Below are 13,513 nucleotides of genomic sequence, written 5' to 3'. Positions count from 1 at the left end.
ACCCGCACAGCCTGGCAACGACACGCCGCCCGGCACGGCATCCGGACGGCGCGTCACATCACAACAGGGCAAACGTTCCCTGATGCGGCACTAGAAGCAATTCCCGCCTGGAGGTGAACACGCACAGCGAACAGGAGCAGCGGCTGGTGCCCTTGGAGTCCCCGGCGCCGGGATAGGAGTCGGCCGCGGGCGGCCACGCCCATCTCTGTCGCGTCGGTGACGAGCCTGGTGCGCATACGGTCGGCGATCGACCCGCCCACGACCCGCCTCGAGCAGATGTCGATCACCGTGGCGAGCCAGAGCCATGAGGCTCCGACGGCTATGTAAGTGATATCTTCGCGCCCGCTCTCAGCATCAACACACGGGGCACCAAAGGCACCGCGGTGTTCGGCGTGAACCTCGCGGAACTCAGCCGTCGTACGCCTCCCCCAGCCCGGCGTTCGACACAGGCCTGAACGGTGGCCAAGTGCCGGTAGCAACCAGAGCGGGAGACACCCAGCACCCGACAGACCCACTTGCCGCGGAAGCCGACGCGATCACCGGAGACGAAGCCCCAGCGGCAAAGACTCACTTCACCTCCCGAGCGAAACAGACAGCCGCCCCGCGCAGGAGCCCACACTCCAACTGCCACTCCCTCTCCACCTTCAGCAGCCGGACGTTCCCGGCCCGCAGCCGGACCAGCTCCTCGGCAGCACCCCCACCAACGTCGCAGTCCCCGGGCACCGCCAGGGACTCGCCCTTGCAGACCCACGTCCCCAACAACTCGGCCGTGACACCGAGATCACCAGCCACCACCGCAAACATGCGCTCACCACCCGCGGCCCGATACACCGCGACAGCAACTTTCCAGAACTCCTCCAGATACGGAGACTTGCGCCCCACCTGGACATCCCTCCCTGGACCATCAAGATCCACTGTCAGGATGTCCGCTCCAAAGGATCAGCCTCACGGAGTCACTGCTCCGGCGCGGCGGACCCCGATTTCACGTAAAGGTGACGCGCATTCCGCCCTTGACCAGGACTTCGAGCACCAGGACGACCAGGTCGTACGGTTCGCCCTCCGGTGTCAGGACGTGGGACAAGTGCTCGCGCGCGGTCGCGGCGTCACGCCAGAGAAGGGTTGCGGGGGCGGTGTAGCCGAAGTTGCCGCGCAGACAGTCCACGAGGGCGTCCACGCAGCCGCCGAAGTAGCCGCCCGGCCCGTTGACGGCCTCGCCGAGTGCCAAGAAGAGACTCGGCTCGTCGGTGATGTGGCGACCGTCCAACTCGTACACGTGCCCGGCCGGTTGGCCCTGGTGCTTGAACCGGCAGCCCCGCTCGCGGACGAGCTCGAGCCACGCCTCGCGCTGCCGGGTATCCAGGCCAGCCCAGACGCCGGGGGTCTCCGGCAGGCCGGCGAGCCAGCGGTCCCAGATGGGACGGGCATATCCAGCTACGGGTCCGTGGAGCTCTTCGTCGAGTTCCAGGTCGATCAGATCCGGCCCGTGGGAGGAGGGGCGCCACGCACGAACCCTGGGCCGCAGCAGCCGCTCGGTGAGCGGTTCGCCGTTGTCGTCCCGTATCTCCAGCCAGGCCTCGTCCAGGTCCAGCGCGCGCCGGGTGCCCGTCGCCAGCGCCCGCCGCAGTCGATCGCCCGGGGCAAGGCCCCGCAGGATGAGCGGGGGCGTGGCCTGCTCGTCGGGCAGGACGCGGGCGAACTCCCGGCACGAGCCCAGCCACCGGTACCCGTCGTGGAGACGGACCAGAGCCCGGTGTCCCTCCGGCGGGCTCATGTAGTCGTCCATGCCGGTGAGCACGAGAGCATCCGTTCGCGGATGCTGTCCGAGGCTTTCCGCGTCCTCCAGCAGCCACGCGTCGAGCGTGCTGTCTTCAGGTACCAGCCATACCCGGCTGCCGACCCAGCCGCGCACCTCGGCTCCGTCCGGAACCCAACCGAACAGTTCGTACGTCCCGCGCTTGGGTTCCCTGAAGAGTCCGTCCACCTCGGCACAGACGCCCCAGACGTGGCCGCGCTCCGACTCCGTCAGCGCGTACCGTCCCTGTCCACGAGGGCCCCTGTCTTCATACACGGTGGGAATCATGCCTGGACCAGGAGAAGACCGCGAAGCCCTTTTCACGGTCAGTGGGGGCGACTCTCGTAGCCGGAGCCATGGACCAGTGCGAGCACGATGTGCTCGAAGACCGTACGGTCGGCAATCCTGCGCCGATGACAGCCCAGCGGGTCGTCCGTGACGAACTCTCCCCGGGCGGGCAGAAGTGCTCCGAACTGGTTCCAAGGGGGTTCGAGGAGGCGTGACCGCACCGCGGGCACGTCCGTCTTTCGTGATCACTGAGCGTAGAAAACCCCTGATCACCTGGACCCGTGCCCGCGGTACATCCACCCCACCCCCATCGCCTAGAAGCGGCTGCCTATTGCCGGTCGGCCTAAGGAAATGATCACGAAGTAGCCCCCTGGGGCTGCCGACGGAATTCGCTGACCTGCGCAAACAGGATCTGCATCGTATGGACTTCCCGTGCTGGGGTGTGAAGGTGTCCAGGTGAATTTCCATCCGCTGGCGAGTATCAGGCGGGCGAAGGCGCGGCCCGTTTCGGCCACGGGCTCACCCGACCGCCCGTACGTGTCGGCGGGGCACCGGTAATCGGGCGTGGTGAGGTGATGCGGGCGGCGGGAGCCGGGCCGGGATCGTCGATTTGAGGAGCGTCCATGTCTGGCGTGTACGGCGTGCTCAGATCCGTTGCCGTGGCGGCTGGTGCCGCCTGCGCGCTCCTGGGTCCGGCATTGGCTCCGGCCGTCTCCGTAGCCGTAGCGGCAGCCGCACCCCATCCGGTACGTGCAGAGGCCATGGACGTGCGAAGCGGGGAAGAGGGCAGAGACGGCACCTTGATCACCCGCCTGCACACACCCCCCACCGGCACATCCATCGCGTCACCGGCCCGGGACACCCTCTATGCCTGCAAAGGCGGGACCCTCACCCGGCCCGACCGCCCCTGGATCGACACGCACGGTGTGATCGACGTGCTCAAGCGCCCCTTCGTGTCGGGGACCATGCACTGGCACCAGGCGCTGCGGGTATGGACGACGGCAACCAAGAGACACTTCATGGGCAACGGCCTCCCGGACCATCCCACCGGGCGCTTCCCCGTCCAGAAGGGCACTCCCGCCTACAAGTACTACGCGGAGATTCCCTCGCCCGGGTACCCCAACGCCGCCGCGATCCCGATCAAGCCGTGGAACCTCGACGTCACGGTTCCCCGCAACCCGACCGTCGCGGCGCAGCCCACGTGCATCGACCAGCTCACGACGGGGATGGCTCTGGCAGGCGGCACCTTCCACCTCGAGGTGGCGACCGACGCCGAGGACCGCCCGGTCGACCCGAACGCGGCCCTGCCCCTCGACCGCTGCTGGGGGCACCCGTACGAGACCCAGTACCACTACCACGGCCCCTCGCAGACCTGCTTCGGCTTCGGCAAGGCGTCGGGACGGCCGCAGCAAGGCGCTGCCGGGCACTCACCGCTCGTGGGGTACGCCATCGACGGCTTCGGAATCTACGGGCCGCGCGGCGAGGACGGAAGGATCGTCAGGAACAAGGACCTGGATGTGTGCCACGGCCACATGCACACGATCATGTGGGACGGCAAGAAGGTCGTCATGTATCACTACCACCTCAACGGGGAGTATCCGTACTCGATCGGATGCTTCCGGGGGACACCGGTGACGGTCCACGGGTCCGGGCACGGCTGGTGCCACCAGTGGGACCGCGGCTCGCCCCCGAGGGCGGTAGGCACGCGCAGGCGGCACTGAGGCGGAGACTGGGGTACTAACCACCCACAGCGATCGGAGATCCCCGCCAGGTTCCCAATCTGGGAACCCACCTCGGCGGGCACACCGTCGGACACGAGGTGGTCACCCCGACCGCTGACCCGCAATCGGCATTCCGTCACCTGACGAGCCGCATTGCGTCGGTAGCTTCCCCAGACCTGCCCTAGCCGCGCCCTAGCCGTCCATCGAATGCGATGCGGCGACGGTGAAGGCGACCAGCTCCTGGCGGGCGGTCGCCGTCTGCGGCGGCGTGGAAGGCTCGGCGAGTACGAGGGCGGCGCTCATAACGGTCAGCAGGAGGGTGGTCGCGGGCAATTCAGCGCAGTGCTGGAGGGCAGCTCCTCACCGTCGAAGGCGACGCGTTACCGAAACGCCGAAGGCGCCGGGCCTTGCTCACTGGCCCCGACGCCTCCGCGACCCTCCGTCGCGGCCGTCCGTCGCGGCCGTCCAACCGACCGGCCGGATGCCGTGGCCGGGCAAGCCCACTCACGAGCCGGGGGCATCCGGGTGTACCACCTCCGGCTCCGTCTGGGGCGCCAGTGGCGGAGGGAACAAGAAATCCTCGTAAAGACTCAGTGCAAACACCACAGCCAGGAGCATCACTGGCACAAGCAGGCCCAGCACGACGACCATCACGCCTCCCGGGGCACAGTAGTGATCACGGGAACGGCAGCGGATCCGCCTCCAGCTTGCGCCGAACGGGGGAACACGGCACGCCGGGTTCGACAGAGCGATAGGCCATTCGGGTTACACACCCGGCGTCACATACGCCCCATGAACGCCGGCTCGCTGGATGCCAGGACACGCTGCACCTGCTCCCGCCACCGGGTGTACTGCCAACCCGCACCAGGTCCCTGTGCTGCCACGCCTGTCCAACGAGTCGCGGCTGGCAAGCGACGTACCCGGACGGGCCGAGTCTGCCGCGGTACGGCACCAGGTCACGGAAAGTGAGGGGCCAGGACCCACGCCCGGACGATCACTCCCGCAACAGCGGCCCCGGGTATCGACTCATGGCCTCGCGCTCAGCGCACACGGCTCATGCGAGGACACGACTGCGTCCACGGCAAGGCCATGCAGCGAAAGCCCCGACGGGATCAGGTTCTGATCGGCGGGAGCCGCACCGGGCACAGCTGCGGCCCGTGACGGCAAGTGGCTCCACGACGCGGCCGAGACCCAGGGCTACGCCGCCATCGAGGCGTACCGGGAAGCGCTGCACGACTTCGCCAGCGGGCTGAACCGACGCCACATCTGCTGCGGCGCGCCGTCCTGTCGGGGCTGAGCCAAACCGTCTGACCTGCAACGTCCGGATGCATACGGGGGTGCTCAGAACGCTGGCTCCGACGGCACCGAGACGGTCTGCTGACGTCATGCGACATCGACCGCACGCCCAACTCAAACCAAGATCACCAAGTGGGCGCCGATCACCACTCCCGTGGACGTGCACCAGTTTCCCCGCCGAGGAATCGGAAACCCGGATCATGCCTCCCCATGTCGTTGCGGGGTGGACAAACATGCAAGTCACCGGGAGGGCCGATGAGCCTGTTCCTGCTCCTCATCATCGTGGCGATCGTCCTGGGGATCATCGGGGTCGCCGTCCACGGTCTCTTCTACCTCCTGCTCATCGGCGTCGTCGTTCTGCTCGCCGACCTCGCCTACGGAGCAATGCGCTTCCACCGCGGTGGCAGGCGGCACCGTCTCCTCCACTGACCCGACTACTGCCCCGCAGGGCATGGGAGAACGTGGTGGCCCTCATCGACGCCGGCCACCCCGTCGGCTTGCAGCCCGACAGCTACTACCTGGACTACTTCGGGGCGAAGGTGCACTTCGGCGGTCATGTCGTCGCCATGTACGGCTACGACGACCACGACGCCTACCTGGTGGACACCGACCAGCAAGGCGGAGCGGTATCCACCAGCCTCACCAGCCTCGCCCAGGCCAGGGCCGCGCGCGGCCTGATGACCGCCAGGCACCGGTCCTTCACCCTGACGACTCCGAGGAACCGGCCCTCCCCGCGGAGCCAGATCATTCCCGCCATCACCGCCTGCGCCGACACCTTCCTCAACCCGCCCATCGCCAGCCTCGGCCACCGAGGCATCCAGAAGGCCGGCAGGCTGGTAGGCACATGGCTCCAACGCACCGACAATCCGCAGCGGGACCTGCCGCAGGCCGCCCTCTTGATGGAGAAGGCCGGCACCGGCGGCGCCCTGTTCCGTAACCTCTACCGCGACTTCCTCGCCGAATGCACCCAACAGCTCGACAGCAGCCACCTGCGCACCGGTCTCAGGTTGTACAGCGAGGCAGCGACCCTGTGGACGGAAGTCGCAGCACTGATCACACAGGCCGGCGAATCAGGCGATGCGCAGTACCTCGTACGGGCAGGCACCGTCCTCAGCGATCTTTCACGCATGGAGCGCGAGGCCATGCAGGCGCTGAGCCGCCTGGGGAGCAAAGCCCCGAACACGATCCAGCGTGTTGCCGAAACTCACCGACATTCCGGCAGCTGAGTAGCCCCACTCGTTCCCGGAACTCACCGTCACCTGTTGCTGCTACTCACCGGCACAATCAGCCACCAGGTCGGGCCGCACGGGGTGGTATTCCAGTTCGCCACGGGTTCCCCAGTCGGCACTGAAGCGCTGTCCGTGCCAGGGGTGCTCGGGGTCGGCCGATGCAGGTGCGGTGCGAGGTCGCCGCGTACGGCGGTGGGCAGGTGCGTGCTGCGTGCGATCAGCCACTGGCTGCCGACCGCATCGTAGCGAGCCAGCAGCAGCGTGGCCGGAGACGACAGGGCCCGGTCACCCTGCAGACCAGCCCCTCGGCGGTCGTGCAGGAGCACTGACGAAGAGTCGGCATTGAATGTGTGCAGTACCAGGTGAGCCATCGGGCCTGGCGGCGGTTGAGAATCGTGTCAGTTCGTGATGCGGCGGGCCAGGACTGCGGCCTGGGCTCGGTCGCGACAGCCGGTCTCGGCGAGTAGGCGGCTGACGTGGCTCTTCACGGTGTGTTCGGAGACGACGAGGTGGGCGGCGATTTCGGCCTTGCTCAGTCCTTCGCCGATGAGGGTGAGGACCTCGCGTTCTCGGTCGGTCAGGGTGGCGAGGCGTTCGAGGGCAGCGGGGTCAATGCGGTCGGCCTGACGGTGGGCGGCGTAGCTGCGGATGAGCCGCCCGGCGACCCGGGGGCTGAGGGCACCGTCGCCGGCTGCGGTGGCGATGACGGCGAGGTCGGGCTGGGTCTCGGCCATCAGTCGCACGCCGTCGCGTACGACGCGTTCGTCGTTGGCGATGACCACGCGGACGGGTGATCGGTCAGTCGGCGGTAAGGGGCTCACCTCCGGCGCGCCGTGTTGGGGACTGTGGCGGTGACGCGGAAACGTCTGCCGGGGGCGGGGCCTCAGTGAGGTCGCCGCCGAGTGCGGTGAATCGCTCACGCAGGCCGGTCAGGTACATCACGGCCGGGCCGTCGTACGACGACGTGTGCGACGCTCGCCACGCGAGGTCCCAGGCCTTCGCCCCCGCCGAGAACCGGCAGCAGGATGTCCCGCACGTACGGCAGCGGGGTCGGCCAGGTAAGGGCCACATCCGCGTGTTCCGCCGCCGGTCGGGCCTCCCTCCCTGGAGCACGCCCAGCCCCAGCTCCGTCTCTGGGAAGTCGCCCAGCGTGGGGTCGAGCCGGGCCGCGGCGGTGGCATCCGCTTCCCGCGCCTCACCCGGCGTGTTCCTGCGCAGCCGGGAGACCGTGGTGATGTAGTCCCGCGCGGCCTTCAACGGGCTGTCTTAGTGTGTGTCGTTCATCGCCCGCTGGAACGCCGGTGTACCGGTGCCGAAGACAGCGGTGAGTGGCTTGTCGGACAGGGCGGCCGGCGGCCGTGCCGCCATCGCTGCCTGGTAGGGGTGAGCCAGCGGCATGAGGGACAACCCCACGCCCAGGGATGGGCTGATGCCCTGTCCGAGTAGGTAGCCAGCGTCTGGTGGGTGTCCAGGTTGAGGGACTGCCCCATCCAGAGCCGATCGGCCTGCCTGGCGGCGAGCCTGGCGAAGGGAGCGAGTTGCCGGGGGCGACCAGGTGGGTGCCGGCGACGGAGTCCTGCACGCTCGCGGCCGTGACCAGCACCGCAAGCAGTAGTCCATAGGGGTCGGTGACGATGCTCCGCTTGCGGTCGACGATCTTCTTCGCCACGTCCGTACCCTGGCCGGCGACCGGGACGCTGGTGGAGATCTTCACGCTCTGCGCGTCGATCACGCATGCGGACGGCTCAGCACGCTTGCCCTCCTGCTGCCGTAACGGCCTGCGCAGCACGCCGGTGAGCTGGACGAACACACCGCCCTTCTGCCACTTGGCGGGGGCCGTCCGCGACGCTCGAAGCGCCAGCACAATTCAACCCGTCGCGGCCGAGCCCTCACCGTCGCCCCGGCGTGCCTGTCGGACGTGTTCCGTGCGTGCCGCTTCCAGCAGCGTACGCCAGGACACCACGGTCGGCCGGCGCCGCAGCAGGGCACGCCGCTCCCGCTCCGTCATACCGCCCCAGACCCCGTGCTCGATCCGGTTGTCGAGGGCATAGGCAAGGCACTCGGTCCGCACCACGCACCCGGTACAGACGGCCTTCGCCCTGCCCTGCGCAGCGCCCTCGACGAACAGCTCGTCCGGATCAGCCGCACGGCAGGCCGCGTGCTCGCTCCACTCCTCATCCGTGCCCACCCCGATGCCGTCCTCTCCCCGAACCGGTCCGCCGCGCTCCCCCACGTGCGGGACACGCATTCGAGACCGTACGACAACCACGCCCCGACGGGGAACATCGTCACCCCGGCGACCATCCCATCGGGTGACAGCCCGCCTTGGCCTGCGCCGGGGCCACCTGGACGGCCCGCCAGTCATGCCGGTTCGTCGCGTAACTCGACGGTATCGAGGTCGTCGATGTGGCCTGGGCGGATTGAGTACGGCACAAGCCGCCCGCCTCAACTCCCCCATGGTGGACGGCCCGTGCCGTCGGTGTGCGGAGTTCAGGGTCGGCGACGGCGCACCGTAGGCACCCTGGGCCGCCAGCCGACACCGGCGTGGCGCCGGCGGCGGGATTCGAACCCCCGTTACCCGCTTGATAGATAACTCAGGGGTCCAACTCGTCGAGCTGCGACGGTGAGTTCGACGGGGAAGGAAAAACCTGGGACTGATCCTTGCGGCTGCGCGGGTACCACTCTCGAGCCAAGCGCTGGGAGAGCTCGTGCCAGTCCATGCGGAGCAGGTCGGCCGCGGCGGGGAACACCGGACCGAACACTGCACCGTCCCCCTACGGCTGGGCGGTCTCCAGGCCCTGGAGGTTCTTGTCCACGGCGTCGCCGAGCTGCTTCTGCATGATCTCGGTGGCGTACTTCCGCACCGTCTTGTCGTCCACGCCCTGGCACGCATCAGGCCGGCCTTCGGACTTGGCCTTGTCACCGGCGGCCATCGCGTCTTTGAACTGCTTCTCCATGGCAGCCTTACAGGCGGCAGGGTTGGCCTTGGAGTCGTCGCTGCCACTGCAGGCGGTGAGGGCTGCTACGAGGGCGAGCAGGACGGTGCAGGCGGCTGTACGGGCTTTCATGTTCCCCCCAGTGGTTGCTGATCCTGAGGAAGATCATGCGGGCTTTCGGGGGCGCTGTGCGGTGCCTGTGGCTGTGTTGTGACACGGCGAGCCCCGCCGGGGGCCGTACTGCGGCTCGCCGGGAGTCGCGTGTGGGCATCGGGGTGCCCGGAGGGCCGGGCCTGGCACCAGCAGTCGCCCTGGACCGGGCGACTATGCCGACCAGGCTCACGCTCTGACTGCCTCGCTGTCCAGCGAGGGCATCGCGGCCAAGGTGGCCGGGAACGGCTCCGCAGTCACGATCGACGGCCAGATCGGCATCACGGCTGATATCTCGGCAGTCCACTGGCCCCCGCTGTCGCCACAGCCGGGGCCCGTACTCGTGCGAGGAGAGAAAGTTGACAGCCGAACAGAAACGGCAGAAGTCCACTGTCGCCGACTGGTGGTGGGTCGCGGCAGCCGTCCTGGGCTCGGGGGCCATCGCGCTTGCCAACTTTGGAGGAAATTCCGGGAAGCGTGCCGCGTGGGCGCTGTATCCGGCGGCGTGGTTGCCGACGATCACTGGCGTGATCTGGTGCCGCAGGAATAGCCGGTCGGACAAATTACGCGACGTCCGACAGATCGGCGCCTTCCTGATAGTCACTGGCGGCGTGCTCGCCCTCTTGCACCGCGACGGCCTGCAGTTCTAGAACCTGGAGGATCTGTATGAGCGCTATCCATGCCAGGAGGAGCAGAAGCAGCGCACGCAAGCCGTTCATCGCCGCCTATTTTGCAAACGCACTGCTCCCCTCTTCGGGGTTGGCTGTGTCCTGGAAGGCCGGGTCCTTGCCGCTTCGGGCGCTATCGGGCTGCCGTGGTGGTCGCTGCCGAACTGCGGCCCCTGCACGACCCGGCAGCCGTCCACCTCGGCGCGGACGACGGCTCGCTGTAGCAGCGGACCGGGCGGCGTCCTCGTACCTCGCCGTCAAGCGACCGGCGAGCAACGGCTTCATGTGCGCTCGGTGGCAGCGGCGCAGACACCATCAGCCGCAGCCCCGCGCCGGCGGCGGCCGGTAGCGTCCCGATTTTGTCGGTGCTCCCGGTGTGCCCGACGGCACCGGAGAGCCGGGGAGTGCCGTCGGCGGTACTGCTCAGCAGGGCGGTGGCGAGGGCCACTGCGGTGAGCGGGGCGTCCGCGAAGGCCGTCGCTGGTCTCCTGTGCTTCAAGGCATGCCTTTCCGGAGGATGTGGGAGGTCAGGACCGGGCGACGGTGGTGTCCACGGGGTGGAGGGCGCCGGCGCGCACCTCGTGCTGCCGAGTGGCCGTAGCGGAGCCCGGCAGAGCGAGTGCGTCCAGCAGGCGTGCAGTCGCCCGGACACGGGACGCCAGGCGAAGGGCGAGGTAGCCGACCATGCCGCCGAGCGTGTTGACGATGAGATCGGTGACGTCCGCGGAACGGGCGTTGTGGCACATGATGAACATGAGGAGCTGAGTCAGCTCGATCGACAAGCTGACTGCCGCCGCGACGACGGTGACCCGGGCCAGCGAGCCGGCCTTGGCGGACATCAGCGGGAGCAGCATGCCGAGGGGGACCGTCAGCAGCACGTTGGCCGCGATGCTGGGGTCGGGGCTGAGCATCGGGACGTAGTTGACCTGGCTGGTCCAGGGCTGCATGTCGGCGTACTTGCCGGTGGTCACGACGATCGGGAAGACCGTCAGTGCCAGTACTGCGGCCGTGTAACCGGCCGTCAGCAGACGGGTCACCGCGTGGCTCCCGGTCCAGCCGGGCCTGCCCTGTCGCGCCCGCAGGACGACGACCAGACCGGACGCGGCAGGTGACAAACAGTGAGTCTTCGCCATCTTCGAACATGCAGGTCGGAGGCTCTGGCGTGGCGCGCGCTCGGGATACTCATGCTGATCTCGGGCGGGAGTCTGCGGTCTTGATCATCCGTCATGTCATCGGTCGAGGCTGTCACATTTGAGTCATTGAACCCAACCCAGCCAGCCGGGTTGTTAATGTCAAACAGCCGCTCGCGGCGGCGCGGCCCGAAGGGCACATCGGCCCCCAGCGTCATCTCCCGGTGCGGTACGCTCTCGCGGCCCACGGTCGGCGACGGTGTCCGCGAGGGACGCAGCCAGGTCTCCGTTGTATGTAGTGTGCGGAAATGACAAGAAGCGAGCGACTCGCGGACCAGTTGGACCGGCACTGGCACAAGAACCTGCGGCCGCGGCTGCACGGTCTTGCCGATGAGGAGTACTTCTGGGAACCGGTGCGCGGCTGCTGGAGCATCCGCCCACGTGGCACGTCGACCACACCGATGTCGGCAGGTTCGGGGGAATGGACGATGGACTCCGCGTCCCCTGACCCGGTGCCGGCGCCGGCGCCGGTGACCACGATTGCCTGGCGGCTGGCGCACATCATCGTCTCCTGCCTGGGCTATCGGGTCGGATGGCACTTCGGCGGCCAGGACCTCGACTCCCAGACATTCGCCTACGCGGGGACCGCTGACGAGGCGCTAAAGCAGCTCGATGAGATGTACGGGAGATGGAACGCGGGGGTCCGCGAGCTCTCGGACGCTGACCTGGAGAATCCGCCCACGGTGGGTCCCGAGCGGTTTCCCATGGAGGGCATCGTCCTGCACGTCAACAGGGAGCTGATCCATCACGGCGCCGAGATTTCCCTGCTGCGCGACCTCTACCGCTGGCAGGACGGAGCCGTACCGCGCCGAATATGACTTTCCGGTAACCGGCGATCGAGCTTCCGAAACCTATGTGGCCTCCGTGACGCTCCGTGGCTGCGAGCTTCAGTGAAGCTGCGCCCTCTTGAAGTAGCTGGTCAGGGTGGTGGCGTGAGGGTCGTTCGGGGTGGTCATGCTGGTGTTGGGCGGAGGTCTCGGGTGTAGATCATCTGTCAGCGGGCTCCTTCGAGGTCGTCAGGACGAACAGGGGGCGCAGCAGGCCGGTCGCACGGGCGGGATCGGTGCGGAGCTCGGTGAGGATCCGCCAGTTCTTGAGATGGGCGAAGCCGTGCTCGACCGAGGCGCGTGCGGGGGCGAGCGCCCGGTTCGCTTCCTTTTCGCTGGTGGTGAGCTTGCGGGCGCGGGTGGCCTTGAAGCCGGTGACGACCACGGGGTCATCCGGGTCGTCGTCCGGGCCGAGGAAGCCGAGATCGGCCAGGGCGCCGAGGCCGGCGGCGCGTAGGTGGGACAGGGTGCGGTCACGGCGGGCGGCGGTGATGTCGTGAGTGCGGCCGGGCCGAGCCGCGGAGATCCAGATCATCCGGCCCCGTTCGTCGGTCAGGGCGAGGACGTGCAGGCCGTGGCAGTGGTGTTTGCCGGAGTAGTTCGGCCGGTTCGCCGTCCCGGTGCGGCGCTGGGTGGGGATCAGGGTGCCGTCGATCAGGACGACCTCGCCGCCCCGCCGGGCGATCTTCTTCAGGGCGCGGTCCAGCCGTGGGGCCTTGGCGGCCAGCAAGGTGATCTGCTCGTCGCGCCAGCGCCGGATGGTGGTGGCGGAGACGTCGTTGCCGCCGGCCATGTCGGCCAGGCGCTGATCGTGCCGCAGCACGGCCAGCACGATGGTCGCGATCCTCCCGGCCGGCAGTGCCCGCCACCTGGACCGTATCGGCTTCAGGTGTCCGCGCAGCAGATCGGCGAGGTAGTTCACGGTGCGCGTGGACAGCGGCAGGCGGCACTGGTAGACCAGGGACACGGTGTCCCCGGCATGCTTATTGGTTATTCAACGAGGCCACCGGCTCCCTCCGGGCCCGCGACGTGTGCGAAGCCCTTGACCACGAAACACTCCCGAAGAACATCGAGGGCATCCGCGCCGAGCTGAAAAGCCTGGTCAAACTCGGCCTCCTCGCCGAGGACGAACGTCGCCAGCTTCACCCGGAAGCAGTAACCGACCCAGCACCGTGATGAACAGTCCTGACTCTGTCTCACCGGCGAACGACACACCCCACGAACCGCCTCCTGATGGGTCGGATATGGCAGGTGCCGAGCGTCACTGCGCACCGCTTGATGGCGAACGAAAGCGGGCCACGATCTGGTGTGCGTACTGATCCTCCGGACCGAAGTCCTGGCCCGCTCGATGGGCCTCTTGGGCCCGATTTGTCTCGCCCAGCAGCCGAACAAGGACGTACAGAGCGTCACGGTCAC

15 protein-coding genes and 3 pseudogenes are annotated in these 13,513 nt (G+C 68.2%); 5 read left to right on the top strand and 13 right to left on the bottom strand.

Annotated elements, in window-relative coordinates:
- Window positions 1–53 precede the first annotated feature (53 nt).
- The 4 genes and pseudogenes from ACIPSA_RS48485 to ACIPSA_RS48470 all read right to left on the bottom strand — a co-directional run.
- Window positions 54–287, bottom strand: coding sequence for a hypothetical protein (locus tag ACIPSA_RS48485; protein ID WP_402647943.1), 234 nt, complete (start codon window positions 285–287; stop codon window positions 54–56).
- 280 nt (window positions 288–567) lie between these two features.
- Window positions 568–882, bottom strand: coding sequence for a hypothetical protein (locus tag ACIPSA_RS48480; protein ID WP_402647941.1), 315 nt, complete (start codon window positions 880–882; stop codon window positions 568–570).
- Between the two features lie 100 nt (window positions 883–982).
- Window positions 983–2,080 (bottom strand): barstar family protein, encoded by a 1,098-nt coding sequence (locus ACIPSA_RS48475; RefSeq protein WP_402647940.1) that lies wholly within the window; start codon window positions 2,078–2,080, stop codon window positions 983–985.
- A 53-nt stretch (window positions 2,081–2,133) separates the two neighbouring features.
- Window positions 2,134–2,310, bottom strand: a pseudogene (locus ACIPSA_RS48470) (IS5/IS1182 family transposase); the annotation flags it as partial.
- Window positions 2,311–2,841: 531 nt separating this feature from the next.
- On the opposite strand from ACIPSA_RS48470, the gene ACIPSA_RS48465 reads away from it, so the two are divergent.
- Window positions 2,842–3,801: a YHYH protein gene (locus tag ACIPSA_RS48465; RefSeq protein ID WP_402647937.1), complete on the top strand. Its 960-nt coding sequence runs from the start codon at window positions 2,842–2,844 to the stop codon at window positions 3,799–3,801.
- Between the two features lie 192 nt (window positions 3,802–3,993).
- Here the strand turns inward: ACIPSA_RS48465 and ACIPSA_RS48460 are convergent, their stop codons facing one another.
- Window positions 3,994–4,134: a hypothetical protein gene (locus ACIPSA_RS48460; protein ID WP_402647934.1), complete on the bottom strand. Its 141-nt coding sequence runs from the start codon at window positions 4,132–4,134 to the stop codon at window positions 3,994–3,996.
- Window positions 4,135–5,352: 1,218 nt separating this feature from the next.
- Between ACIPSA_RS48460 and ACIPSA_RS48455 the strand changes: the two genes are divergently transcribed.
- Window positions 5,353–5,526 (top strand): hypothetical protein, encoded by a 174-nt coding sequence (locus ACIPSA_RS48455; RefSeq protein WP_402647950.1) that lies wholly within the window; start codon window positions 5,353–5,355, stop codon window positions 5,524–5,526.
- An 11-nt stretch (window positions 5,527–5,537) separates the two neighbouring features.
- A pseudogene (locus tag ACIPSA_RS48450) lies at window positions 5,538–6,323 on the top strand (BtrH N-terminal domain-containing protein); the annotation flags it as partial.
- A 401-nt stretch (window positions 6,324–6,724) separates the two neighbouring features.
- Here the strand turns inward: ACIPSA_RS48450 and ACIPSA_RS48445 are convergent.
- The 5 genes and pseudogenes from ACIPSA_RS48445 to ACIPSA_RS48425 form a co-directional block, all read right to left on the bottom strand.
- Window positions 6,725–7,108 carry a response regulator transcription factor gene (locus ACIPSA_RS48445; RefSeq protein WP_402647932.1) on the bottom strand — a complete coding sequence of 128 codons (384 nt, stop codon included), beginning with the start codon at window positions 7,106–7,108 and terminating at the stop codon, window positions 6,725–6,727.
- Window positions 7,109–7,592: 484 nt separating this feature from the next.
- Window positions 7,593–7,724 (bottom strand): hypothetical protein, encoded by a 132-nt coding sequence (locus ACIPSA_RS48440; protein ID WP_402647951.1) that lies wholly within the window; start codon window positions 7,722–7,724, stop codon window positions 7,593–7,595.
- 151 nt (window positions 7,725–7,875) lie between these two features.
- Window positions 7,876–8,157 (bottom strand): annotated as a pseudogene (locus tag ACIPSA_RS48435) (transposase); the annotation flags it as partial.
- A gap of 36 nt (window positions 8,158–8,193) precedes the next feature.
- The gene (locus ACIPSA_RS48430) at window positions 8,194–8,574 is read right to left on the bottom strand and encodes a WhiB family transcriptional regulator (protein WP_402647930.1); all 381 of its coding nucleotides are present in this window, start codon (window positions 8,572–8,574) and stop codon (window positions 8,194–8,196) included.
- A gap of 526 nt (window positions 8,575–9,100) precedes the next feature.
- On the bottom strand, window positions 9,101–9,394 hold the full coding sequence (locus tag ACIPSA_RS48425; protein ID WP_402647927.1) for a hypothetical protein: 294 nt from the start codon (window positions 9,392–9,394) through the stop codon (window positions 9,101–9,103).
- Between the two features lie 377 nt (window positions 9,395–9,771).
- Between ACIPSA_RS48425 and ACIPSA_RS48420 the strand changes: the two genes are divergently transcribed.
- The gene (locus ACIPSA_RS48420) at window positions 9,772–10,062 is read left to right on the top strand and encodes a hypothetical protein (protein WP_402647924.1); all 291 of its coding nucleotides are present in this window, start codon (window positions 9,772–9,774) and stop codon (window positions 10,060–10,062) included.
- Between the two features lie 545 nt (window positions 10,063–10,607).
- On the opposite strand, the gene ACIPSA_RS48415 is transcribed toward ACIPSA_RS48420, so the two are convergent.
- Complete coding sequence (locus tag ACIPSA_RS48415) at window positions 10,608–11,195, bottom strand: VanZ family protein (protein ID WP_402647921.1); 588 nt, start codon at window positions 11,193–11,195, stop codon at window positions 10,608–10,610.
- 323 nt (window positions 11,196–11,518) lie between these two features.
- Here ACIPSA_RS48415 and ACIPSA_RS48410 point away from each other — a divergent pair, with 323 nt between their 5' ends.
- Window positions 11,519–12,088, top strand: coding sequence for a DinB family protein (locus ACIPSA_RS48410; RefSeq protein WP_402647918.1), 570 nt, complete (start codon window positions 11,519–11,521; stop codon window positions 12,086–12,088).
- 169 nt (window positions 12,089–12,257) lie between these two features.
- Here the strand turns inward: ACIPSA_RS48410 and ACIPSA_RS48405 are convergent, their stop codons facing one another.
- Together ACIPSA_RS48405 and ACIPSA_RS48400 are read right to left on the bottom strand one after the other, a co-directional pair.
- Window positions 12,258–13,064: a transposase family protein gene (locus ACIPSA_RS48405; protein ID WP_402647917.1), complete on the bottom strand. Its 807-nt coding sequence runs from the start codon at window positions 13,062–13,064 to the stop codon at window positions 12,258–12,260.
- 23 nt (window positions 13,065–13,087) lie between these two features.
- Complete coding sequence (locus ACIPSA_RS48400; protein ID WP_402647914.1) at window positions 13,088–13,243, bottom strand: hypothetical protein; 156 nt, start codon at window positions 13,241–13,243, stop codon at window positions 13,088–13,090.
- Between the last annotated feature and the right edge of the window lie 270 nt (window positions 13,244–13,513).

The sequence above is a fragment of the Streptomyces sp. NPDC086549 genome (assembly GCF_044746205.1).
Taxonomy (GTDB): Bacteria; Actinomycetota; Actinomycetes; order Streptomycetales; family Streptomycetaceae; genus Streptomyces.
The sequence above is the reverse complement of the archived record's forward strand: the minus strand, read 5'-3'. Positions and strand labels throughout refer to the sequence as shown.